The organism is Noviherbaspirillum aerium, assembly GCF_008929045.1.
Classification (GTDB): domain Bacteria; phylum Pseudomonadota; class Gammaproteobacteria; order Burkholderiales; family Burkholderiaceae_D; genus Noviherbaspirillum; species Noviherbaspirillum aerium.
In genome coordinates, this window is record NZ_VFAH01000001.1 from 664033 (window position 1) to 688941 (window position 24909).

Here is a 24909-nt window from a genome sequence, read left to right on the forward strand (position 1 = left end):
GCGTTCGTCTTCAGCGAGACGAACGCCCATCATTATGTCGGGAAATATTTTTTTAATCGGCCTCATGGGCGCCGGCAAGACGACAGTCGGCCGCGCCCTTGCAAGGCGACTGAACAAGCGGTTCATCGATTCCGATCATGAAATAGAGGCGCGCACGGGCGCCTCTGTTCCTTTGATTTTCGAAATCGAAGGCGAGGCGAGCTTTCGCCATCGGGAATCTGAAGTCATCCGCGAGCTTACCGGCCTCGACGATATCGTTCTTGCGACCGGTGGCGGCGCGATCCTGAAACCGGAAAACCGCGAATACCTGAGAACCCGCGGCACCGTGATCTACCTGCGTGCCAGCGTCAACAGCATCCTCCAGCGCACCAGCCACGACAAGAATCGTCCGCTGCTGCAGACCGCCGACCCGCGCGGACGTATCGAGCAGCTGGCCCGCGAGCGCGAGCCGTATTACCTCGAACTGGCACATCACGTGGTGGAAACCGGCCGACCTAACGTACAATCCCTTGTACAAACGATCATTTCCCAGCTGGGCCTTGCAGCCGCTCCGGGCAACACCGCCGGCCAGAGCGACGACAAGCCGAGCCAACCCAATTAAGATTCTTGCCATGATGCAGCACAGCATGCCGATCACCCTGCAGGTCGATCTGGGCGATCGCAGTTATCCGATCTCGATCGGACAATCTCTCCTTGATGACGGCGATCTCGTCAGCCGCCATGTTCGTGGCAAGCGCGTCGCCGTCGTGACCAATACCGTGGTCGGCCCGCTCTATCTCGATCGCCTGGTCAGGCTGCTCAACGCCGCGGGCAAGCAGGTCACCACCATCGTCCTGCCCGACGGCGAGGAAGAAAAGAACTGGGCCAGCCTGATGAAGGTGTTCGACGTGCTGCTGTCAGAGAAGTGCGACCGCAAGACCACCCTGATTGCATTGGGCGGCGGCGTGATCGGCGACCTGACCGGCTTTGCCGCCGCATCCTACATGCGCGGCGTGCCTTTCCTCCAGATTCCCACCACATTGCTGTCGCAGGTCGACTCGTCCGTGGGCGGAAAGACCGGCATCAATCACCCGCTCGGCAAGAACATGATCGGCGCCTTCTACCAGCCGCAGGCGGTGATCGCGGATACCGGCACGCTCAATACGCTGCCGCCGCGGGAATTGTCCGCCGGCCTGGCCGAAGTCATCAAGCACGGCGCCATCATCGACCCGCCGTTCTTCGACTGGATCGAGGCGAATATCTCCAGGCTGGTGGCGAAGGATGCCGAGGCGCTGGCGCATGCCATCCGCCGCTCCTGCGAAATCAAGGCCGACGTGGTCCGGCAAGATGAACGCGAAGGCGGCTTGCGCGCCATCCTGAACTTCGGCCATACCTTCGGCCATGCGATCGAATCCGGTCTGGGCTATGGCGAATGGCTGCATGGCGAGGCGGTCGGCTGCGGCATGGTGATGGCGGCCGATCTGTCGCACCGCCTGGGTTTCATCGATGCCGGCACACGCGAACGCATCACCTCCCTCGTGCAGGCGGCGGGATTGCCTGTCGAGGCGCCGGACCTCGGCACCGACCGCTGGCTGGAGCTAATGGAAGTCGACAAGAAAAACGAGGGCGGCGAGATCAAGTTCATCCTGCTCAAGCCGCTGGGCACGTCGGTCATCATGCCGGTACCCCGCGAGGCGTTGCTGGCCACCCTGAAAGCTTGCGTCAGACGATGAATTACGAAGCCCACCTCGCTCCCTATGCCGCGCGCTCCGAGGCATCGCGAGGTCGGCGCTTCCCTGAAGCCGCACCCGCATCCCGTACCGAATTCCAGCGCGACCGCGATCGCATCATTCATTCGACGGCATTCCGCCGGCTCGAATACAAGACCCAGGTTTTCGTCAACCATGAAGGCGACCTGTTCCGCACCCGCCTGACCCATAGCATCGAAGTGGCGCAGATCGCCCGCTCGATCGCCCGCAATCTCCAGTTGAATGAAGATCTGGTGGAAGCGATATCACTGGCACATGACCTGGGACACACCCCATTCGGGCATGCCGGCCAGGAAGCGCTGAACGACTGCATGAAGGCGTTCGGCGGCTTCGAGCATAATCTGCAGAGCCTGCGCGTGGTTGACGATCTGGAAGAGCACTACGGCGCTTTCAACGGCTTGAACCTGATGTTCGAAACGCGCGAGGGCATACTCAAGCATTGCTCATTGCCGAATGCCGCCAGGCTGGGCGATGTCGGCATGCGGTTCATTGAAAAGAAGCAGCCATCGCTGGAAGCGCAACTGGCCAACCTTGCCGATGAAATCGCGTATAACAATCACGATATCGACGACGGCCTGCGTTCCGGACTGCTGACGACCGCACAGCTGGATGAGGTGGATTTTTATGCCCGCCACCGCCGCGAGGTGGAGCTTGCCTATCCCGGCATCACGGGAAGGCGCGCCATTCACGAGACGATACGGCGCATGATCAATGCGCTCATCGTCGACCTGATCAATACTTCCCAGGATCAGATATCGCAAGCGGGAATCAAGTCGATTGAGGATGTGCGCAATGCCGCTCCGCTGATCCGGTTTTCAGACGCCATGGAAAGCGAGGCCGCCCGGCTCAAGCGTTTCCTGCGCCTCAACCTGTACCAGCATTATCAGGTCAACAGGATGACGAGCAAGGCGCGCCGCATCGTGCGCGATTTGTTCGGCGCCTTCGTGGAGGAACCGCGCCTGTTGCCGCCGGATTACCAGGTCATGCGGGGGCAGGGCGAAGCTAGCCATGGCAGTGCCGAACACGCGCAGGCGCGCAAGGTGTCCGACTATATCGCCGGCATGACGGACCGGTATGCGATGCGCGAACACCGCCGGCTGTTCACGGTCGGTGAAATCTAGCCTTGACCGGCCTCGTCGAGGCCGAAGCAGATTGCCACTGGAACAAGGCGTGGGACGCGACATGGCGGGCTCGGCGCCCTCAAACCATGGCAAGGAATCGCAACGCAGTACCGTGGTCAATGTCCCGCCATCTCGGCCCGGTCAGAACGAAAGCGCTCCCGCTCCTGAATGCAGCGCGACTCCGAACCGCTCGCGACGCTGATCAACCGCAGCCTAGCCCAACTCGCGCAGCGGATGCGCATATGCCGGCCAGGCCGGCTCGAAAAATCGCTCGACCATCGCTGCATCAACGTCTTCCAGGGATGGCGGCTGCCATTTTGGCGAATTATCCTTGTCGATGACGACCGAGCGTATGCCTTCCAGCACCTCGCCGTTCTCGAAGCTGCGGCGGACCATCGTCCGCTCCATGCGCAGGCAGTCGGCGACGCCCAGCGCCGCACCGCGCCGCAACTGCGCCAGCGTCACGCACATCATCAGCGGTGAACGTTTCCGCATGACGGCCAAGGTCTTCTGCGCAAAAGCATCTTCATCATTTGCCAGGGATGCCGCAATCGCGCCGACCTCATCCTTGGCGAAATGACGGTCGATCCTGGCGCGCTGCGAGGCAAGCATGCTTGCATCAGGGGCGGCCTGGCCCCGGAATGGCGTCCCGAACTCCATGATGGCGCCGCGCAAGTCCGTCGAACGGGTTGACGCCAGCATGTCGGACAAGGCGCCCAGTTCCGCTGACGGCACGAACACATCGGCCAGCCCGGCATGCAAGGCGTCGGCGGCACCGATGACTTCTCCCGTGACGCCGAGGTAGGCACCGATCTGCCCGGGGCAGCGCGACAGGAAGTAACTGCCGCCGACATCGGGGAAGAGACCGATATTCACTTCAGGCATCGCCATTTTGGTCCGCTCGGTGACGATGCGCATCCGGTTGCTTTCGCCGGCCTGTGCGATGCCCATCCCGCCGCCCATCACGATTCCGTCCATGATGGCGACATACGGTTTCGGATAGGTGTGAATCAGGTGATTGAGTGCATATTCCTCGGTGAAGAAGTCTTCGAGCAGGGCGCTGCCCGCGAGCGGCGTGCTGCTTCCCGCCTCATGGAAGAAACGGATGTCGCCGCCGGCGCAAAATGCCTTTTCACTGCTGCTGCGAATGAGCACCGCGCGCACCGTATCGTCAAGGCGCCATGCAAGGAGCGCCTGCGTGATGGCGCGCACCATGTCGAGCGAGAGCGAGTTCAGTGCTTTTGGGCGGTCCAGCGTGATCATGCCGATGCCGTTGGATGTGGCGGTGTGAACGAAGTCTGTCATGAGTTGGAGTAGGAGACGGTCAATGGGCTATGGAAAGACAGGAAGACGGAAAGACCGGGATATTGTATCGGCGATGAACACCAGCCGCAGTCGCCGGCTTGACAGTTGATGTACGGTGGAAAAGCCGTTGCCGCAAACGGGATTTTCGCCTGCCCGGCAAAAAGGGCGCCTTGGCGCCCTTGATTTGTGAGTGGCTTGCCGGCTCGGCGGCAAGGGAACGCTCGGTTCCTATTCAGCAGCCTGTGCAGCAGCCTGTACTTCAGGCATGCGCTTGATGGCTTCGCACTGGTGGTCCTGCAGCTTGCCCTTGTACTTGAGCACCTGGCGGTCCAGCTTGTCCATCAGCGTATCGATCGCCGCATAGACGTCCTGTGCAAAACTCTCAACATGAATGACGTTTCCCCTTAGGCGCAGATTGACTTCGGCGCGTTGCCGCTTGTCTTTTTCAGAGGGCTTCTCAACCCCGAGGATGACTGCAATATCAATGACATTATCGAAATGCCGAATAATCCTGTCCAGTTTCGTCTCCACATATTCGCGGATGGCAGGTGTCAGATCGAGGTGATGTCCACTGATTATGAGATTCATACAGCGCTCCTATGATTGGCGTCGCTGGAGGTTCGCAACGTGCCCCAGGCTGCGTAGCAAGCGAGCTACGCTGGAACACAGCAACATCGGTACTACGTTGACAACTAGAGAGATTTGCGCAGATTTACCGGCGGAATTTTCAAGGCTTCGCGGTATTTCGCGACCGTGCGCCGCGCCACCACCATGCCCTGTTCCCCCAGCATTTCCGCAATTTTGCTATCCGAAAAAGGATTCTTGGGGTCTTCTGCTCCTATCAGTTGTTTGATGAGGGCACGTATTGCAGTGGAGGAGGCTTCGCCCCCCGCTTCCGTTGCAACATGGCTGCCGAAGAAGTACTTCAACTCAAACATTCCATGCGGGGTGAGCATGTATTTTTGTGTTGTTACCCGAGAGATAGTGCTCTCGTGTAAACCCAGTGTATCAGCAATTTCACGCAAGACAAGGGGGCGCATGGCGACCGCGCCATGCGAGAAGAAATTGCGCTGGCGGTCGACGATGGCCTGTGCGACACGCAAGATGGTATCGAAGCGCTGCCGCATGTTCTTGATCAGCCACTTGGCCTCCTGCAGTTGCGAAGAAAGTGATCCCTCACCTTTGCTCTGCTTGAGGATGTTCGCGTACAGCGCATTGACGCGCAGGCGCGGCATGACTTCATGATTGAGCGTGACCTGCCAGCCGTTCTTGGTTTTCCTGACAATGACGTCGGGGACGACAAAGTCCGACGCATCGGACGCGTACAAGGCGCCGGGATGAGGATTGCAGCTCTTGATCACATGCTGCGCCTCGCGCAGGTCTTCTTCGTCGCAGTCCAGCGCCTTCTTGAGCTTGTTGAAGTCCCGCTGCGCAAACAGCGGCAGATACTGCTCGACAATCTCGATCGAGCGTCGCCGCGTGACCAGCGGCACTTTCGGCATGCGGCGGATCTGGATCGAAAGGCATTCGGACGCATTGCGCGCACCGACGCCGGCCGGATCGAAACTCTGCAGCAGCTTGAGCGCCACATTGAGTTCGTCGATGTCGATTTCCAGTTCTTCCGGAAGCCGCGCATGAATGTCTTCCAGCGGTTCTTCCAGATAACCGTTGTCGTTCAATGCATCGATGAGGATTTCGACGAGCGCCCGATCGCGCGGCTCCCTGACCGTGACCCGCATCTGTTCCAGGAGATGTTCGCGCAGCGTGGTCTCATGTGCTTCCAGCTGGGGCCGTGCATCATCGTCCTCCGGCGCTTTCGAGGTGCGCGCGACATCGTCGAAGCTCCATTCGCTGTCCGATGCGGACGCATTGTCCCCGCCGTCCCCGTTGTCGCCGCCTTCGAAGCCGCCTTCGGGTTCGTCGCGCGAAGGCGGGGAGGCTTCGCCTGCCGGCGCGTCATTGCTGCTGCTACCCGGGCTACTGATGGCGCCGTCGGCGAGCAGCCGCACCGAATGATCGAGGGGATCATCCACGCGTTCGAGCATGGGATTGTCCGAAAGGATCTGTTCCAGCTCCTGATGCAGCTCGAGCGTCGACAACTGCAGCAATCGGATCGACTGCTGCAACTGCGGTGTCAGCGCGAGGTGTTGCGATACGCGAAGTTGGAGAGTCTGTTTCATACCTGTCTGATTCTTCCCTACATCCGGAAGTGTTCGCCCAAATACACGCGCCGCACCGACTCATTGGCAATGATGTCGTCAGGGCGGCCGCTTGCCAGTACCGAGCCTTGATTGATGATATAGGCACGATCGCAAATGCCAAGTGTTTCCCGCACATTGTGGTCGGTGATCAACACGCCGATGCCACGTTCCTTCAAGAAGCGCACGATGCGCTGGATTTCGATGACGGCAATCGGATCGACGCCGGCGAAAGGCTCATCCAGCAGCACGAAGCGCGGATTGGTTGCCAGCGCGCGGGCGATCTCCACGCGCCGCCGCTCGCCGCCCGACAGCGACAGAGCCTGGTTCTTGCGCAGTCTCTCGATCTGCAATTCCGACAGCAGCGTGTTGAGCCGCTTGTCGATCGCTTCCCTTGACAGTGGCTTGTTGTCCATCCGCTGCAGTTCCAGCACCGCGCGGATATTGTCTTCCACCGTCAGCTTGCGGAACACCGATGCTTCCTGCGGCAAATAGGACAGGCCCAGCGTCGCGCGCCGGTGGATGGGCATGCGCGAAATCGCCACGCCGTCCAGGTCGATCTCGCCCGCATCCGACGGCACAAGGCCGACGATCATGTAGAACGAAGTCGTCTTGCCGGCGCCATTCGGACCCAGCAGTCCGACCACTTCGCCGCTTTCCACCTGCAGAGACACGTCATGCACCACCTGTCTGGTGCCATAGCTTTTCTGCAAGCCGCGCACAACCAATGTGCTTGCCATGCTATTTGCCCTTTGCTTCCGTACGCGGCTGTATCACCGCCTTGATACGGCCGCCGCCCGGCTTGGTTTCGCCGCTCGACGTATTGTTGACGGTAAAGAACTCCGCGCGGCTGTCATAGGAAATGAATTCGCCTTCGACCTCGTCCATGACCTTGGTTCCTTCCAGCCGGCGCATCTTCGCCCGAGTGAAGAGCTTCACGATTTCGGTCTTGCCGTTGTATTCAATACGCTCCGCCTGTCCTTCCATCCACTGATCCGGTCCGCCGTCGCGTTTCTGGCGAAATGTCGCCAGACCGCCCGGCGCAGCCTGCAGCGTTGCATATTGATAACCCGCAGGATCCTGCGTGACGGTCAGCTTGTACGCCTTCATGATCAACGTGCCCCGGGTCAGGATGACATTGCCGGTGAAGGTGTTGATCTGTTTGACGTCGTCGTAGGCCATCTGGTCGGCCTCGACATTCGTCGGTTTCTCGGAATCCGCCTTCTCTGCGTGCGCACCGCCCGCGGCGGTCATACCCAGTATCAGCAGCAACCACAAAAATCGTTTCATCGGAGATCCCGGAACAGTAGCATCAAGTTATATCGAATCAGCGTTGCGGAGCTTGATACGTGCCATGAACATTGTTCGACAACTGCAGCTCCCGCGTCGCATTGTTGGCAACCATGCCGGTACCGGTGAGCACGGATTGCCCGACGGAGATTTTTACCGGCTTGTCGGTCTTGACCAGATCGTCGTCCGGCAGCACCAGCATGTATTCGGAACGGACATGCATCGCCTGAGCATTGGTTGTGGCAGGCCGGTCCAGCCTCACGTTCTCATACAGATGGATCTGGCTGTTGTCGCTGTTGACGGTGGCGCGTTCCGCGCGGATGACCATCGGCCCGCGGCTGTTATCCTTGCCCACGCTGTTGATGACGGGAAGCGCGATATCGTAGGAGTCGTCCTGCGGGTTATGGGTCATCTTCGCCCCGGAAAACTGAAACTGCGCCTTGCCGGTCTTGCCGATCTTCACGTAGCTGAAATTTTCCACGTAAAAATCCGGTTCCTTGCGCTCGGCCGCGGGCATGGCCTTGTCGCCCGCCCGGCGCATGACTTCAAACAGCCAGAAGCTGCCGAGCGCGAGCGCGATGAGGGGCGCAAGGATCGCCACCATGCGGAAGCGAAAACCGCCGGCCGCACTCTTCATGCCAGATACGGCGCCATGGCCGCCGCATAATTTCCCTGCGCGCGCAGGATCAAGTCGCACAATTCCCGCGCGGCTCCGCGCCCGCCCTGGGCTTGCGTCACGTAATGCACGCGCGACCGCACTTCCGGATGGCCGTTCGGCACGCTGGCGGCAAAACCGACGCGCAGCAGGATGGGCAGGTCGATCACATCGTCACCGATGAAACCGCTGGCGTCGGCGGCAACGCCGGTCTGCGTCAGCAGCTGCTCGAATGCGGTGCGCTTGTCGTGCACGCCCTGGAACAGGTGCTCGATACCGAGATCGCCTGCGCGGCGCGCCACCAGCGCCGACTTGCGCGCGCTGATGATGGCGGTCGCCACGCCGGACGCCTGCAGCAGCTTGATGCCGTGGCCGTCGAGCACATTGAAGGTCTTGATCATTTCGCCATCGGCACCGTAGTGCAGGCTGCCGTCGGTCAGGATGCCGTCGACATCGAATATCATCAGCCGGACCTTGGCGGCCCTGGATGCAACTTGTTCGTCCATCAGATCACCTTGGCCCGCGTCAGGTCGTGGATGTGCAACGCGCCGACCAGCGCGCCGTCGGCATTGGCGACGAGCAACTGGTTGATGCGGTGCTGCTCCATCACTTCCACCGCCTCCACCGCGAGCTGGTCGGGGCCGATGGTACGGGGATTGGCATGCATGACATCGGCCATCTTCAGCTTGCTCAGATCCTGGCCGGCTTCGATCAGCCGGCGCAAGTCGCCGTCGGTGAAGATGCCGATCGCACGATGCTTGTCATCGACGATCGCCGTCATGGCCATGCCTTTTTTTGTAATTTCCAACAGCGCCGATGGCAGGGACACGTCGGCCTTCACTGCGGGCACCGCATCGCCGCCGCGCATCACATCACGCACATGGGTCAGCAGGCGCCGTCCGAGCGCGCCGCCGGGATGCGAGCGGGCGAAGTCCTCTTCGCGGAAACCGCGCGCATCGAGCAGCGCCACCGCAAGCGCATCGCCCAAAGCCAGGGTCGCCGTCGTGCTGGCGGTCGGCGCCAGGTTGAGGGGACAGGCTTCCTTGTCGACATGCGCATTGAGATGAACGTCGGCCAGCTGGGCCAGGCGCGATTTCTCATTGCCGGTAATGGCAATGAGCTTGGCGCCCATGCGCCTGATGATGGGAATGATGGCGATGAACTCGGAGGCTTCGCCGGAATAGGAGATGGCGATGACGGCGTCGTTTTCGGTGATCATGCCGAGATCGCCGTGCAGCGCCTCGGCCGCATGGACAAACAGCGCCGGCGTGCCGGTCGATGCCAGGGTGGCGGCGATCTTGCGGGCGATATGGCCCGACTTGCCTATGCCGGATACCACGACGCGTCCGGAACAGTTCAGCAGCAGGCCGACGGCGTTGACGAAACTGTCCTCGTTCGGAAGGGAAAGCCGCTCTTTCAGCACCAGCAGGGCATCGGCCTCGATCTGCAGCGTATCGCAGGCGAGCGCAAGAGCCCGCCGGGCAGTCTCTGCATCAAAAGCTTTCGGCAAGGTTTTTGCATCGGTTACACTCATGCCCGAAGTATAAACGAATTACCAAAGCAAAAAATCTGCCAGTCCAAACAAAAATTTTAGTCTTGAGCGTGCTCAAGCCGCCTCTCCGCAACGCAAGTTTTTTCTGCTCGCACGGGCTGAACGTTTGGCAACTTCTGCTGTCTTGCAGTGCTGCCGGATTATCAACCATGGAAGCTCAAGTGCGGTCATGCGGTACGGCATGCGGCAAACGCCTTCCTGTCCAGAACGATAACAAAGAATGCATTCGGCTCTTGAACTTACCCTGATTCTGCTCAGCACCGCCGTGCTCGGCGTGGTCGTCTTCCGCATGCTTCATCTGCCTCCCATGCTCGGCTATTTGCTGGTCGGCATTGTCATCGGACCGCATGGCCTGGGACTGGCAAGCGAAAACGTCACGACGCATACGCTGGCCGAGTTCGGCGTGGTGTTCCTGATGTTTTCCATTGGCCTGGAATTCTCGCTGCCCAAGCTGTCGGCGATGCGGCGCACCGTGTTCGGCCTGGGCATGGCGCAGGTGTTGCTGACCATCGGCGCCACCATGGTGTTCGGCTGGCTCGTGGCGCACCTGCTGCCGCAGATGATCGATATCAGCTGGCGCGCCGCCTTCGCTCTGGGCGGCGCGCTGGCCATGTCGTCGACCGCCATCGTGTCGAAGATGCTGACCGAGCGGCTTGAACTGGAAAGCGAACATGGCCGCCAGATTTTCGGCATTCTGCTGTTTCAGGATCTTGCGGTGGTGCCGCTGCTCATCCTGGTGCCCGCGCTGGCCAGGAATTCGGATGACCTGATGGCAACCCTGCTGCTGGCGGCGCTGAAGGCCGGCATCGTGCTGGTGCTGCTGCTGGTGATCGGCCAGCAACTGATGCGCGGCTGGTTCCGCGTGGTGGTCAAGCGGCGCTCGCAGGAACTGTTCATGCTGAACCTGCTGCTGATCACGCTGGGCGCCGCATGGATCACCGAAAAGGCGGGACTGTCGCTGGCGCTGGGCGCCTTCGTTGCCGGCATGCTGATTTCGGAGACCGAATACAAGCACCAGGTGGAAGAAGATATCAAGCCCTTCCGCGATGTCCTGCTGGGCCTGTTTTTCATCACCATCGGCATGCTGCTCAATGTACGGCTGGTTCTGGAGAACTGGTGGCTGGTGCTGCTGCTGCTGACGGCGCCGGTGCTGCTTAAATTCGCCCTCATCGCCATGCTGGCCAAGCTCACCGGCGTTTCCACCGGCGTCGCGCTGCGCACCGGCCTGGGACTGGCGCAGGCCGGCGAATTCGGTTTCGTGCTGCTCAACCAGGCCGGCGGCCTGCAGCTCATGGACCCGCTCATCATCCAGCTCATTCTGGCTTCCATGGTGTTGTCCATGCTGGCAGCGCCGTTCATCATCGACAAATCGGACGCGATCGTCATGAAGCTGTCCGCCAACGAATGGATGATGCAATCGCTGGCGCTGACCCAGATCGCCAGCCGTACCATGACGGTGCAAAAGCATGTGCTGATCGCCGGCTTCGGCCGCAGCGGCCAGAGCCTGGCGAAGCTGCTGGAAGAGGAGGGCATCGCCTATCATGCGCTGGATCTCGATCCCGACCGCGTGCGCGAAGCCCAGGCTGCCGGCGCGAATGTGTCGTATGGCGATGCGGCGCGCAGGGAAAGCCTGGTCGCCGCCGGCATCCATCGCGCGGCCACGCTGGTCATCACCTTTGCCAGCACGCCATCGGCACTGAAGGTCCTGCATTTTGCGCATGACCTGGCGCCGGCCCTGCCGGTCATCGTGCGCAGTCATGACGATAGTGATCTTGAGAAGCTGCGCGAGGCGGGTGCTGCCGAAGTCGTGCCGGAAGCCATCGAAGGCAGTCTCATGCTGGCATCGCATGCGCTGGTGATGCTGGGCGTACCGCTGCGCCGCGTGGTGCACCGGGTGCAGGCTGCGCGTGATGAGCGCTATGCGTCGCTGCGCGGCTACTTCCATGGCGCCAGCGATGCGCCCGACGATGCCGAGCATCTGCATGTGCGCCTGCATTCCGTCAATCTGACCGAAGGCGCCAATGCGGTCGGCAAGCAGCTGTGCGCACTCAAGCTCGCCGAGCTCGGCGCCGAAGTCACCATCGTGCGGCGCGGGAAGAGTCGCATCGATGTCACACCCGAAACCTTGCTGCAGGCAGGCGATATCGTGGTTCTGCGAGGCACGACGGACGGCGTCGCCAGGGCGGAAGACCGATTGTTGAAATAGCTGACATAGCTGACATAGCCCGGGCAGCGGATGCATCGCAGCATCCTTGCGTCTTGAACCTGGCGCACCGCCGGCCGGCGCGTCCGGATTTTCTCTGAAAAACGCAGGCACGCATATCTGGCTACAATGCCCGTAGTCCATCGGTTTTCGCGTCAACGAAAGTTTTTCATGCAAGTGCTTGAACGCATTCTCGGCATCATCCTGCCGGTCTTCCTCATCATCGCAGTCGGTTACGGTTATGCCCGTCTGCGCGGCGAACGCGTCAGGACAGACATGCTGTCGGTGAACCGTGTGAGCATGGACGTGCTGTGTCCGCTGCTGATCTTCAGCGCGCTGGCGGCAAAGGATTTCGATCTGGCGAGCAGCGGCATGCTGATTCTTGCCGGCGTCATCATCTCCCTTGGATCCGGCCTGATCGCCTGGCCGGTGGCACGGCTGCTTGGCTATGACGCGCGTACTTTCGTGCCGCCCATGATGTACAACAATTGCGGCAACATGGGCTTGCCGCTCGCCGCGCTCGCGTTCGGCAGTGCCGGCCTTGCCGCTGCCGTGGCGCTGTTCATGGCCTGCAACCTGATTTACTTCTCGGTCGGCATCAAGATCATTGAAAGCGGGCGCAACCAGCGCACGCCGTTCTGGAAATTTCTGGTCAGCCCGATGATGCTGGCGATGGCCATCGGCATGGTGTTTGCGATCTTTCACATCACTCTGCCGGCGCCCCTGATGGCGGCCTTGAAAATGCTGGGCGATGCCTGCATTCCCATCATGCTGTTCGCGCTTGGCGTTCGCATGCTGGATGTGAACTTCAACAGCTGGCATATCGGACTGGTCGGCGCCATCGTCTGCCCGGTGGGCGGACTGATCGTGGCATGGCTGCTGGACCAAGTGCTGACGATGAACGACATGCAGCGCGGCCAGATGTATCTGTTCGCCGCATTGCCGCCCGCGGTCTTCTGCTTCATGGTGGCGGAGCAATACAAGCAGGAGCCCGACAAGGTGGCTTCGATCGTCCTGCTGGGGAATCTGGCCGCGCTGGCGTTTGTGCCGGCGGGATTGTGGATGGGCATGCCGGCTACTTCGGGTTGAGCTTGGTAAGGGTAGTGCAGGCCTGCTTTGCCGGGGCCAGTCCCGGCAAAGCAAGTTCCGACGAAGAAGCCAAGGCTCAAGCTTTCTCTGGACAAAAGTCCTTTGTGCAGGCACGGAGGCCGGTACTACCCACCCTTCATTAGACTATTGCGTCGCCAGCACCTCGAAGCCGTCGCCAGGCAGCGCGGCGTCATCGATGGAGGCAACAACAACATCACTCACCCGCGCTCCCGGCGGCCCGCGCCGCGACCACGCGACCATCTGCTCGACCGCCTCCGGCGCGCCGCGCACGGCGGCTTCCACCGAGCCGTCGGTGCGGTTGCGCACCCAGCCCGACAGATGCAGGCTGCGCGCCTGCGCCGCGAACGAGGCGCGGTAGCCGACGCCCTGGACCTTGCCGCTGATGCGCAGATGCCTGGCCGTCATTTCTTCTTCAGCATCGGAGCGAGATACTTGCCGGTGAAGCTGGCAGGATTCTTCGCCACATCTTCCGGCGTGCCGTTGCCGATGATCTGTCCGCCGCCGGCGCCGCCTTCCGGACCCAGGTCGATGATCCAGTCTGCCGTCTTGATCACATCGAGATTGTGCTCGATGATCACCACGGTGTTGCCCTGGTCGCGCAAGCGATGGATCACCTTCAGCAGCAGGTCGATGTCGTGGAAGTGCAGGCCGGTGGTCGGCTCGTCCAGGATATACAGCGTGCGGCCGGTGTCGCGCTTGGACAGTTCCAGCGACAGCTTGACGCGCTGCGCCTCGCCGCCGGAGAGCGTGGTCGCGCTCTGGCCGAGGCGGATGTAGCCGAGACCGACATCGAGCAGGGTCTGCAGCTTGCGCGCCACGACAGGCACCGGCTTGAAGAATTCATGCGCTTCCTCGACCGTCATGTCGAGCACTTCGTGAATGCTCTTGCCCTTGTACTGCACCTCCAGGGTTTCGCGGTTGTAGCGCTTGCCGTGGCAGACATCGCACGGCACGTACACGTCCGGCAGGAAATGCATCTCCACCTTGAGCACGCCGTCGCCCTGGCAGGCTTCGCAGCGGCCGCCCTTGACGTTGAACGAGAAACGGCCGGCTGAATAACCGCGCTCCTTGGCGGTCGGCACGGTCGAGAACAAATCGCGGATCGGCGTGAAGAGGCCGGTGTAGGTCGCCGGGTTGGAGCGCGGGGTGCGCCCGATCGGCGCCTGGTCGACAGCGATGACCTTGTCGAAATGCTCCAGTCCGGAGATCGACTCGTAGGGCGCCGGTTCCGCCTGCGAACCGTACAGGTGGCGCGACGCCGCGTGATACAGCGTGTCGTTGATCAGCGTCGACTTGCCCGAGCCGGACACGCCGGTGATGCAGGTCAGCAAGCCGACCGGCAGCTCCAGCGTGACGTTCTTGAGGTTGTTGCCGGTGGCGCCGGAAATGACCAGCTGGCGCTCGGGATTGGCCGGCGTGCGCTTTTTCGGCACATGGATCGCCAGCGTGCCGTTGAGGTACTTCGCGGTCAGCGACTTCTTGTTCTTCAGGATGTCGGGCAGCGGTCCGCGGGCAATGACCTCGCCGCCGTGCACGCCGGCGCCGATGCCCATGTCGACCACATAGTCGGCGCAGCGGATGGCATCCTCGTCATGTTCCACCACCAGCACGCTGTTGCCGATGTCGCGCAGATGCTGCAGCGTCGCGATCAGGCGGTCGTTGTCGCGCTGGTGCAGGCCGATCGACGGTTCATCCAGCACGTACATCACGCCGGTCAGGCCGGAGCCGATCTGCGAAGCCAGCCGGATGCGCTGCGCTTCGCCGCCGGACAGCGTATCGGCGCTGCGCTCCAGCGACAGATAATCGAGGCCGACATTGTTCAGGAACTTCAGCCGGGAGACGATTTCCTTGATGATGCGGTCGGCGATCTCTTTTTTCGCACCGGTCAGCTTGAGCTTTTCGAAGAACTCCAGGGTTTCGCGCAGCGGCGTCGACGCCACCTCATAGATCGCGCGCTCCTGCTTGCCGTTGCCTACCTTGACATGGCGCGCCTCGATGCGAAGGCGCGCGCCTTCGCATGCCGGGCAGGCTTTCTGGTTGATGAACTTGGCCAGCTCTTCCTTCACCGCCATCGAATCGGTTTCCCGGTAGCGGCGCTGCAGGTTGTTGACCACGCCTTCGAAGGTATGCTCCCGCACCACCGAGCGGCCGCGTTCGTTCACGTAGGTGAACGGCACGGTCTGGCGGCCGGAGCCGTACAGCACGACCTGCTGGGCCGAGGCCGCCAGCTTTTCGAACGGCGTATCGACATCGAAGTTGTAATGCTCGGCCAGGCTCGACAGCATCTGGAAATAGAACTGGTTGCGGCGGTCCCATCCCTTGACCGCGCCGCTGGCCAGCGACAGGTTGGGGAAGGCGACGATGCGCTTGGGGTCGAAGAACTCGATATGGCCGAGGCCGTCGCACTCCGGGCAGGCGCCCATCGGATTGTTGAACGAGAACAGGCGGGGTTCCAGTTCTTGCAGCGAATAGCCGCAGGTCGCGCAGGCGAACTTGTTCGAGTACAGGTGTTCCTTGCCGCCATCCATTTCAAGCGCGATGGCTCGCCCTTCGGCCAGCCGCAGGGCGGTTTCGAAGCTCTCCGCCAGGCGCTGCTTGATATCGGCCTTGACCTTGACGCGGTCGATCACGACGTCGATGGTGTGCTTTTCCGTCTTCTTCAGTTTCGGCAGGTCGTCGACTTCATAGATCTTCGCCGCATGGGTCCCGCTCTGGATGCGGAAGCGCACGAAACCCTGTGCCTGCATCTGTTCGAACAGATCGACATGCTCGCCCTTGCGATTGGCGACCACGGGTGCGAGGATCATCAGCTTGGTGTCTTCCGGCATTGCCAGCACGGCATCCACCATCTGCGACACCGATTGCGCCGCCAGCGGGTTTTCCGGATGGGTCGGGCAATAGGGCGTGCCGACGCGGGCGTACAGCAGGCGCAGGTAATCGTGAATCTCGGTCACGGTGCCGACCGTCGAGCGCGGATTGTGCGAGGTCGCCTTCTGCTCGATCGAAATCGCCGGCGACAGTCCCTCGATCATGTCCACGTCCGGCTTTTCCATCAGCTGCAGGAACTGGCGGGCATAGGCCGACAACGACTCGACGTAGCGGCGCTGGCCTTCGGCATACAGGGTGTCGAAGGCCAGCGAGGATTTTCCGGAACCGGACAGGCCGGTGATGACGATGAGCTTGTTGCGGGGTAATTCGAGACTGATGTTTTTCAGGTTGTGGGTACGGGCACCGCGAATTCTTATTTCTTCCATGAACTGCTTTCCAGTTAGGGCTTGTCCAGACAATTGATCGATATGCAACAGCGCAATGACGCAATAGCGCAATAGAAGGCAAACAGGGCACTGCAGTCAGACAGAGCGAAAGGCGTTGCGAGGGATGGTTTTGCGGATCTCGCGCATGCATATTCCGGGCATGCAAACATCATCGGGCGGCAGGGCGGTCGCGGCCGCCGGCCGTCGATGACGAAACCTCAACAACGCTTGGCCTGTCGGGCTTTATACGGGTCAACCTGCTACTATAGCGGGTTTTAAAGTCCGTCGTATCTTCTGGATTCCAGCCGTGAGCACCGTGTCAGCTACCTCTCCCGCCGACGACATCAGCACCCGCATGAGCGCGACGGAAATTCGTGCCAGCTTGTCATTGGCATCGATTTTCGCGTTGCGCATGCTGGGCATGTTCCTCATCCTTCCCGTATTTGCCGTGCATGCAAAAACATTGCCGGGCGGCGATAACGCCACCCTGGTCGGCATTGCCATGGGCATCTACGGATTGACGCAATCCTTCGGACAGATTCCATATGGGGTCGCTTCCGACAAATACGGCCGCAAGCGCGTGATTATTATCGGGCTTGTTCTTTTCGCGCTCGGCTCGTTCATCGCGGCGGCATCCGATACCCTGTTATGGGTGACTATCGGCCGCGCCATCCAGGGCGCCGGCGCCATCTCGGCCGCGGTAACCGCCCTGATTGCCGACACCACCCGCGAAGAGCATCGCACCAAGGCCATGGCAATGGTCGGCGGCTCCATCGGCCTGACGTTCGCGCTGTCGCTCATTGCCGCGCCCGTGATGTACAGCCTGATCGGCATGGGTGGAATCTTTGCGCTGACCGGCATGCTGTCCATCCTGGCCATTCTGGTGGTTGTCTATGTCGTCCCGGCACCGGCCCCGATCACGGTCACCAAGCGGGTACCGTTTTCCGCCATCCTCGCCGACAAGGAACTGATGCGCCTGAATTACGGCGTATTCGCGCTGCACATGACCCAGATGGCGATGTTCGTCGTGGTGCCGGCGGCGCTGGTGGAATATGCGGGGCTGCCGCTTGCGGCGCACTGGAAGGTGTACCTGCCGGTGGTGCTGGCATCCTTTGCGCTGATGCTGCCGCCGGTTTTTGCCGGCGAGCGCCGGGGCAGGATGAAAGCCGTCTTTGTCGGTGCAATTGCCCTCATGCTGGCGGTGCAGGTCGGATTGTGGCTTTTCATGTCCCAGCCGGGCACGCACTGGCTGGTATTGGTCGGATTGCTGTTGGCGTTTTTCGTTTCTTTCAATATTCTTGAGGCTTGCCAGCCGTCCCTGGTTTCACGCATCGCGCCCGCTGCCGCCAAGGGGTCGGCGCTGGGCGTCTACAACACCATGCAGGCGCTCGGATTGTTCTGCGGCGGGGCGTTCGGCGGCTGGCTGAAGCAGCATGTCGGCGCATCATCCGTGTTCGCAGTCGGCGCGGCGCTCACTGTTGTCTGGCTTATAATTGCCGCCAGCATGAAGAACCTGCCGCGCCGCGGCAGCGCAGCCGAGAAGGCTGTCTGAAGCGGGCGTCCGGCGCTATCGCATTGCATGTCGATCAATTACGATCATTATTGAGTCAGCTTGAGGAGAAATATATGGCATCGGTCAACAAGGTCATCATCGTCGGCAACCTGGGGCGCGATCCGGAAACGCGTTACATGCCGAACGGCGATGCAGTCACCAACGTCGCAGTCGCGACCACCGAGAGCTGGAAAGACAAGAACAGCGGAGAAAAGAAGGAGTTGACCGAGTGGCACCGGATCACCTTCTATCGCAAGCTGGCCGAAATCGCCGGTCAGTACCTGAAGAAGGGTTCGCAGATCTACGTCGAGGGCCGCCTGCAGACGCGCAAGTGGACCGACAAGGACGGCGTCGAGCGCTATACCACTGAAATCATCGCCGATACCATGCAGATGCTGGGCAGCCGCCAGGGCATGGGCGGAGGCGCGTCGATGGACGACGATTACGGCAGCAGCGCTCCGGCACCGCGCCAGAGCAGCCCGAGCGCCGGCGCCGGTGCCGGCAATGGAGGCGGAGGCGCTTCCCGCGGCGCCAGCCGACCGGCACCGAATTTCAGCGACATGGACGACGATATTCCTTTCTGAGGACTTGCTGCCCGCTGGAAAAAAGCCCCGTCATGGGGCTTTTTTTATGGAAAATCATAGGCTTGCCACAGTTTCTGTAACGTTTACTGGAAGTTTTTTGTAGTGCGTGAAATTTCCCGCCTACAATTTGTTAAGATGGTGGAACATATGGCCTGAACAGGGCTGATTTCCTATCGACAAAGAAAACGTCGAGTGAAAGCTTCTTAAGAAGATTAGCGTTTAATCATGTTTTCCATGCGCCGCGACCGGACCGAACTTGCTGCACAGGTACAGCTTGAAAGCCTCATGGAGGCGGCTGGCGATGCAGTGTTCCGGCTCGATTCCAAGGGCATGATTCTTTATGCAAGCCGTCGTGCCGGTGAACTCATGTCGCCCGGGGAGAGCCTCGCCGGCGAGCGGCTCGAAGATTTCGTGATGCCGGCCGACCGCCCGGTCGTTGGCATGGTGATTTCCCAGGTCGTCGGCTCCGGCCAGCCGGGCAAGGTCAATGTCCGCCTCAAAACCCTCTCGGCATCGCTATGGGTTGAATTGCAGGTGACTGCCTATGCCGGCGCCGAGGGCGCGCAGGAACTGCTGGCCGTCGGGCGCGACATCTCGAGCCAGCAGGCTACCGAAGAGCGGCTGCGCCACATGGCGACTCATGATGCATTGACCGGCCTGCCCAATCGCTCCCTCTTGTCCGACCGTATCCGCATGGCGATCGCCCAGTCGCGTCGCACCGGCCGGGGTTTCGCCATCCTGGCGCTGGATCTCGATGGGTTCAAGAAGGTCAACGATGCGCTGGGACATCCGGTCGGCGATGCCTTGCTGAGAGTGGCGGCGACGCGCCTGGTCGACACCCTGCGCGACATCGATACCCTCGCGCGCGTCGGCGGCGACGAATTCGTGGCGGTGCTGCCCGGCGCCATTGCCGAAGCCGAAATCCAGATCATTGCCCGCCGCATGATCTCCACCATGCAATTGCCCTTCGAAATCCAGGGTCATACGCTGTATGTCGGCACCTCGATCGGCGTGGCGGTGTTTCCCGAACATGGCGACAGCGAAGTCAAGCTGCTCGCGCATGCCGACACCGCGATGTATCGCGCCAAGGAAACCGGCAAGGCACGCTGCGTCATCTACAATCACGAAAAATTCACCCAGCCGGAACATGATGTCTCGATGGAAGCGGCAATGTTCCAGGCGGTGCGCGACGGCGAATTCCTGCTGCACTACCAGCCGATCGTCGATGCCCGCAGCCGTCAGATCATGGGCTTCGAAGCGCTGATGCGCTGGGCCAGGCCGGGGCAGGGCATGGTGTCGCCGGCGCAGTTCATTCCGATGGCCGAAAGCAATGGCCTGATCAACCTGCTGGGCGCCTGGGCGCTGAAATCGGCCTGCGTGCAGATCAAGCGTTTCGAGGAAATCGCCGGCCGCCCGCTGTATGTCTCGGTCAACGTCAGTCCACGCCAGTTCCGCAACGACCAGTTCCTCGACATCATGGACGAGGCCATGGCCTTGTCCGGGCTCGATGGCCAGCAGCTTCTGCTGGAAATCACCGAGGGCATCCTGATGTCCGATCCCGAGCATGCCGAAGCGCTCCTGACTGCGATGACTTCGCGCAATGTGCGCATCGCGATCGACGACTTCGGCACCGGCTATTCCTCGCTGGCCTATCTGAAGCGCTTCCCGATCGCCACGCTGAAGATCGATCGTGCCTTCATCAAGGACGTGCCGACCTCGGTCAAGGATGTGGCGATCTGCAATGTGGTGCTGAGCCTTGCCAGCCATCTCAACCTGAGCACGGTGGCCGAAGGCGTGGAAAACGAAGAGCAGCTCGAGTTCCTTGCGACCCACGGCTGCGGTTTGATCCAGGGCTTCCATACCGGCCGGCCCCTGCTGCCGGACGATATCATCGCCTTGCTCAAGGCGCAGCAGCAGGCATCCCGGCCTGCTAGCCCGAAGCAGGCTGCCGTGCCGGCTGCCGCCATGCAATAGCGGAACCGACTTGATGAATGCACCATCGCACAAAGAGCCGGTCAATCCAGACAAGACCATGGAACTACTATGGTCGCGCGTGCGCCAGCGCGGCGACCTGCCCGGTTTTTCCAAGGTCGTAGGGGCCATCCTCGGCGCCATGCGCGGCGATGACGACCGCGAATTCAACATGACGCGCACCGTCCTGCAGGATCCGGCGCTGACACAGAAAGTCCTGCGGCTTGCCAACAGCGCCATGTATTCCGTATTCGGGCAGGGCATCAACACCGTGTCCAAGGCCGTGATGGTGCTGGGAACCGAAGCCATCGGACATCTGGCCCTCGGCCTCAAGCTGGTAGACGGCCTGTCGTCGGCGTCATCGGAATCGGCCAATGCCCGGGCCGAAATGCAGAAGTCGGTGCTCGCTGGCCATATTGCGCGCCAGCTGGCCTCGTCGGCCAGCACGCGCGATGCGGAAGAGGCGGTGGTGTGCTCCATGCTGCATTCGCTCGGACGCATGATGACCACCTTCTATCTCGCCGACCGCTGGCAGCAGGTTTTGGATTACTGTGTTCGCACCGGTGCCGACGAAGATGCCGGCGTACAGGCGGTGCTCGGCCTGGGTCTGGATGAAATTGGCCGGCGCGCCGCCCGGCAGTGGGGATTGCCGGCTGCGGTGGTCGAGACCATGCGTGACATCGAGGCCAAGGATCTGGAAGAACCGCTCGATCACAAGGACTGGCTGGTTGCCATGTCGACGGTCTCGACACGCTGCTCGACTTTGCTTGCTTCCAACAACGACAATGCCTATGTCGAAGCCGGGCTTGCGGCACTGGCCGGAGATTATGCCGAGATGCTGGGTCTCGAACCGTCGCAAATGCTGACCGCGGTCGATGCCGCGCAGCGCAATGCGGCGGCTGAGGACTCGGTGGCCGTGCACCAGCGCCGGCGCAATGACCCGGGAGTGGAATCCGCCGCATCCCAGACCAAGTTCTTGCCCGAGCCGGCAAAGGCCGGCAAGCCCGCCGATGCGGCCGCGCTGCTGACGCGCGGCGTGGCGGACCTGCGCGGCGCACTGCCGACCGCCAGCGCCGGCCAGCTGCTGACCATGGCGCTTGAAACGGTGCATCAGGGACTCGCCTTCAGCCGGACCATTGCCTTTTTGCGCGACCGGGAAAAGTCGCGCTACGCGGCGCATATGTATTTTGGCGACGGCTTGCAGGAGCTGCTTTCGCAGCTGGTGTTCGGCGACGCCTATCAGCCGGACGTGTTCCATGCCGCGTTGGCCAACGACAAGATGATCTTTGTCGAAAATGCCCAGAACTCCGCATTTGCCAGCAAGGTCCCGCGCTGGTGGCGAGATGCCCTGCCCACGGTACGCAGTTTTACCGTGCTGCCGCTGACGCTGAACCGGCAGCCGATCGGGTTCATTTACGGCGATTGGGACATGAGCACGCCACCGGCCAGGATTGAACAGGCCGAAGTGGTGCCGCTCAACGAGTTGCGTACCATGGTCATGCAGGGACTGGCGCGGCGCAGGGTCGCCGAGCCGGCCTGGACGCGCAATATTCTGTAAACCCGGTCGGCGCGGTGTTTTGGCGGCGGGCATTCCGCCGCCTATCTTCTTCCTGAGAAGTATCAATGCATGTGAAACGCATGCAAGCCAAGCTATGGCAACTCAAACCACTCCGCCCCCGCAAGCCGACAGGTATGACAGGCTCCTTTTCCCGGCAACCCCGCATTTCCGAAAACCCCGCCATCACCGTACTTCTCAACGCCCGCGCGGGAGATACGAATGCCGCGGCCTTCCGCAAGGAAGTGACCGAAGCGCTCACCAGCGCCGGTGCGTCGTTCAAGGTGATGGAAATGACGCCCGGCAGCAAATTCCTGGAAGCGGCTCGGCAATCCGTGTTGCAGGCGAAGACCGATGACGGCCTCATCGTTGCGGCCGGCGGCGACGGCACCATCAATACCGTCGCTGCCCTGTGTTGCGAGCACGATGTCAAAATGGGGATCATTCCCGCCGGCACCTTCAACTATTTCGCGCGCGATCTGTCCATACCCACGAATGCCGCCGATGCGGCGCGCGTATTGGTGGAAGGCAAAATTGAACGGGTGTCGGTCGGTTACATCAACGACCGGATATTTCTGAACAATGCCAGTTTCGGGCTTTACAGCAAGTTAATCCAGCACCGGGAGGAAGTGAAGTCCCGGTTTGGCCGGTTTCGCATCGTTGCCGTCTTCGCCGCCCTGGTTTCCCTGTTCCGCGGGCAAAAGCCTTTCGCCATCGCCTTGCATGTCGGAAAGGAAACCCTGCTGCGGCGAACCTGCATGGTCTTTGTCACCAACAACCTGATGCAGCTATCCCATCTCGACAAGGATGTCGCGGAACAGACGCCGGAAGACGGCATGGCGGTATTCGTGATGCGGCCAACGACCCGGCTTGACATGTGCAGGCTCATCCTGCGCGGGGTCATGCGCAATCTTGCCAGCGACTCGCATCTTGAAACGTTTTGCACGGACCGCTTCGATGTCGAAAGCCGTCGCAGCGGCATAGACGTAGTCGTCGACGGGGAAATCGTCAGGTGCCGGACGCCGCTGTCATTTCGCGTCGCACGCAGGGCGCTGCAGGTGGTGGTGCCGGCCAGGGATGACGCATGACCCTGATCGTCCATTTATCCGATACCCATTTCGGCACCGAGGTACCGGCCGTCGTGGATGCCTTGCGCAATATCGTTGCCGCACGCCAGCCGGATCTTGTCATTGTGTCGGGTGATATCACCCAGCGCGCGCGCCGCGAGGAATTCCAGGCCGCACAGCAATTCTTTCGCTCGCTGCCTGCGCCGGCCTTGCTGGTCATCCCGGGAAATCACGATATTCCCCTGTTCGATCTGCTGGCGCGTGGGTTCTTCCCTTACCGGAATTATTGCGCTGCGCTCGGCCGGCAGAGCGGTACCTGGTTCGGCGATGATGTCGCCGTGTTCGGCTTCAACAGTACCAGTCCGCTGCGGCATACCAAGGGCAAGCTGTCGCCTGAGCACTTCAGGTCAATGCTGAAAGAAGCACCGGCTGAGCCGCCGCAGGCCTGCATCCGCATCGCCTGCGTGCACCAGCCCCTGCATACCGCCTGGATGCAGGATGCCCATGAGCGCCTGATCAATGCAGACTCCACCGCCGAACAATTTTCCATGCATGGCTTCGACATCGTCCTGAGCGGCCATGTGCATGTACCTTACATTGCCACGACCCGCGACAGTTTTCCGGGGCTGACAAGGCATTTCATTCTGAGCGGAGCAGGCACCGCCACGTCCCACCGCACCCGTCCGGGCGCGCCCAATTCCTTCAATTTCATTGAAACGCGGAAGGACGGCGAGGATATGGAAGTCGATATCACGCTGTGCCGCTTCGACGAAGCCAGCGGGGAATTTTCAGCCAATCCGGCATACCGCTTCCGGCGCGCCCGGGATGGCTGGAAGGAAGTGGCCTGAAACCTTCCCTGCGCCTGTGCAGGGGCGATGCCGGAAGTCGCATGCGATAGAATGCGCGCACCAGCCGCACCCGCACGGCCCAACGACCGATCATCATGGCACGACTTCCGCGTCTAGTTGTTCCCAATCAGCCGCACCATATCTTGCAGAACGGCATCGACCGGCAGCCGATATTCCGGGATGTCGAGGATTGCACGCAATTTCTCGGCTGGCTTCGCGAAGCCGCCCGGCAATTCAAGGTCGCGGTGCATGCCTATGTTCTTTTGCCGGCACAGCTGCAACTGCTGCTATCGCCGTCGGACACCACCGGCCTGGCCCGCATGATGCAATGGGTGGGGAGGTACTATGTTCCCTATTTCAATGCCAAGTACCAGCGCGCCGGTACGCTCTGGCAGAGCCGTTACAGGGCAACGGTCATCGATTCGGAAAGCTATTTCCTCACCTGCAGCCAGTACATCGAGCTGAGTCCGGTGCGGCTTGGGCTGGCAGGCTCTCCGGCGGAGTATGCCTGGTCCAGCCATGCCCATCACGCCGGCACCAGGTCGGACCCGCTGATTCATGATCACCCGGTTTTCTGGGCCTTGGGCAATACGCCTTTCGAACGCGAAGCGGCATACCGCCAATTGATCGATCAGGGCTTGAGCGAAAAGCAGTGGCTTGCCCTGGAGACGGCGATTGCCAAAGGCTGGCCCCTGGGCTCGGAAAAGTTTCTGAATTTACTGGCCAAACAGGCAAGCCGGCGAGTGAGTCCGGCGCGACGGGGAAGGCCGGCCAGGCCCAAGGCGGAAACCGCACAAGAGTAGACCTTTTCCGGCATCCCGACCCAACACGAACCTTTGCACTCGAAAAGCGCGCGAAATCACTCTGTCCCTATTTATTTTGGTGCAAAGATATGG

20 protein-coding genes and 1 pseudogene are annotated in these 24909 nt (G+C 61.2%); 11 read left to right on the forward strand and 10 right to left on the reverse strand.

What is annotated here, in order from left to right; genetic code table 11:
• The first annotated feature begins 34 nt into the window (after positions 1-34).
• Together aroKB and FH061_RS03060 are read left to right on the forward strand one after the other, a co-directional pair.
• Positions 35-1712: pseudogene (gene aroKB / locus FH061_RS03055) on the forward strand (bifunctional shikimate kinase/3-dehydroquinate synthase AroKB).
• A complete protein-coding gene (locus FH061_RS03060) occupies positions 1709-2869 on the forward strand; it encodes a deoxyguanosinetriphosphate triphosphohydrolase (RefSeq protein ID WP_151632768.1) in 1161 nt (386 codons plus the stop codon). Before aroKB ends, FH061_RS03060 begins: the two are co-directional and overlap by 4 nt.
• Positions 2870-3082: 213 nt before the next feature.
• Here FH061_RS03060 and FH061_RS03065 read toward each other — a convergent pair whose 3' ends face one another.
• From FH061_RS03065 to FH061_RS03100, 8 genes are all read right to left on the reverse strand, one after another.
• Positions 3083-4174, reverse strand: a complete 1092-nt coding sequence (locus FH061_RS03065) for an enoyl-CoA hydratase/isomerase family protein (protein WP_151632770.1) — start codon at positions 4172-4174, stop codon at positions 3083-3085.
• A 228-nt stretch (positions 4175-4402) separates the two neighbouring features.
• Positions 4403-4762, reverse strand: a complete 360-nt coding sequence (hpf, locus tag FH061_RS03070; protein ID WP_151632772.1) for a ribosome hibernation-promoting factor, HPF/YfiA family — start codon at positions 4760-4762, stop codon at positions 4403-4405.
• A gap of 104 nt (positions 4763-4866) precedes the next feature.
• Positions 4867-6354, reverse strand: coding sequence for an RNA polymerase factor sigma-54 (locus FH061_RS03075; protein WP_151632774.1), 1488 nt, complete (start codon positions 6352-6354; stop codon positions 4867-4869).
• A 17-nt stretch (positions 6355-6371) separates the two neighbouring features.
• On the reverse strand, positions 6372-7112 hold the full coding sequence (lptB, locus tag FH061_RS03080) for an LPS export ABC transporter ATP-binding protein (protein WP_151632776.1): 741 nt from the start codon (positions 7110-7112) through the stop codon (positions 6372-6374).
• Position 7113: 1 nt separating this feature from the next.
• Positions 7114-7662, reverse strand: a complete 549-nt coding sequence (gene lptA / locus FH061_RS03085; RefSeq protein ID WP_151632778.1) for a lipopolysaccharide transport periplasmic protein LptA — start codon at positions 7660-7662, stop codon at positions 7114-7116.
• Positions 7663-7699: 37 nt separating this feature from the next.
• Positions 7700-8299 (reverse strand): LPS export ABC transporter periplasmic protein LptC, encoded by a 600-nt coding sequence (gene lptC, locus FH061_RS03090; RefSeq protein ID WP_151632780.1) that lies wholly within the window; start codon positions 8297-8299, stop codon positions 7700-7702.
• A complete protein-coding gene (locus tag FH061_RS03095) occupies positions 8296-8823 on the reverse strand; it encodes a KdsC family phosphatase (RefSeq protein ID WP_151632782.1) in 528 nt (175 codons plus the stop codon). The genes lptC and FH061_RS03095 overlap by 4 nt, the downstream gene beginning before the upstream one ends.
• The gene (locus tag FH061_RS03100) at positions 8823-9851 is read right to left on the reverse strand and encodes a KpsF/GutQ family sugar-phosphate isomerase (protein ID WP_151632784.1); all 1029 of its coding nucleotides are present in this window, start codon (positions 9849-9851) and stop codon (positions 8823-8825) included. The genes FH061_RS03095 and FH061_RS03100 overlap by 1 nt, the downstream gene beginning before the upstream one ends.
• A 238-nt stretch (positions 9852-10089) precedes the next feature.
• On the opposite strand from FH061_RS03100, the gene FH061_RS03105 reads away from it, so the two are divergent.
• A complete protein-coding gene (locus FH061_RS03105) occupies positions 10090-12075 on the forward strand; it encodes a monovalent cation:proton antiporter family protein (RefSeq protein ID WP_151632786.1) in 1986 nt (661 codons plus the stop codon).
• A gap of 168 nt (positions 12076-12243) precedes the next feature.
• Positions 12244-13161, forward strand: a complete 918-nt coding sequence (locus FH061_RS03110; protein ID WP_151632788.1) for an AEC family transporter — start codon at positions 12244-12246, stop codon at positions 13159-13161.
• A gap of 144 nt (positions 13162-13305) precedes the next feature.
• Here the strand turns inward: FH061_RS03110 and FH061_RS03115 are convergent, their stop codons facing one another.
• Both FH061_RS03115 and uvrA read right to left on the reverse strand, forming a co-directional pair.
• A complete protein-coding gene (locus FH061_RS03115; protein ID WP_151632790.1) occupies positions 13306-13587 on the reverse strand; it encodes an acylphosphatase in 282 nt (93 codons plus the stop codon).
• Entirely contained in the window at positions 13584-16436 is a 2853-nt protein-coding gene (gene uvrA / locus FH061_RS03120; protein ID WP_151632792.1) for an excinuclease ABC subunit UvrA, read from the reverse strand. Before uvrA ends, FH061_RS03115 begins: the two co-directional genes overlap by 4 nt.
• Positions 16437-16791: 355 nt before the next feature.
• Between uvrA and FH061_RS03125 the strand changes: the two genes are divergently transcribed.
• From FH061_RS03125 to FH061_RS03155, 7 genes are all read left to right on the forward strand, one after another.
• Positions 16792-17988, forward strand: a complete 1197-nt coding sequence (locus FH061_RS03125) for an MFS transporter (protein WP_151633011.1) — start codon at positions 16792-16794, stop codon at positions 17986-17988.
• 74 nt (positions 17989-18062) lie between these two features.
• Positions 18063-18572, forward strand: a complete 510-nt coding sequence (ssb, locus tag FH061_RS03130; protein ID WP_151632794.1) for a single-stranded DNA-binding protein — start codon at positions 18063-18065, stop codon at positions 18570-18572.
• A 225-nt stretch (positions 18573-18797) separates the two neighbouring features.
• Positions 18798-20546, forward strand: coding sequence for a putative bifunctional diguanylate cyclase/phosphodiesterase (locus tag FH061_RS03135; protein WP_151632796.1), 1749 nt, complete (start codon positions 18798-18800; stop codon positions 20544-20546).
• Between the two features lie 13 nt (positions 20547-20559).
• Entirely contained in the window at positions 20560-22101 is a 1542-nt protein-coding gene (locus FH061_RS03140; protein ID WP_151632798.1) for an HDOD domain-containing protein, read from the forward strand.
• A gap of 134 nt (positions 22102-22235) precedes the next feature.
• Positions 22236-23186 (forward strand): diacylglycerol/lipid kinase family protein, encoded by a 951-nt coding sequence (locus FH061_RS03145; RefSeq protein WP_192804878.1) that lies wholly within the window; start codon positions 22236-22238, stop codon positions 23184-23186.
• Positions 23183-24013, forward strand: coding sequence for a metallophosphoesterase family protein (locus FH061_RS03150; protein WP_151632802.1), 831 nt, complete (start codon positions 23183-23185; stop codon positions 24011-24013). Before FH061_RS03145 ends, FH061_RS03150 begins: the two co-directional genes overlap by 4 nt.
• A gap of 95 nt (positions 24014-24108) precedes the next feature.
• A complete protein-coding gene (locus FH061_RS03155; protein WP_151632804.1) occupies positions 24109-24816 on the forward strand; it encodes a transposase in 708 nt (235 codons plus the stop codon).
• The last annotated feature ends 93 nt before the right edge of the window (positions 24817-24909 follow it).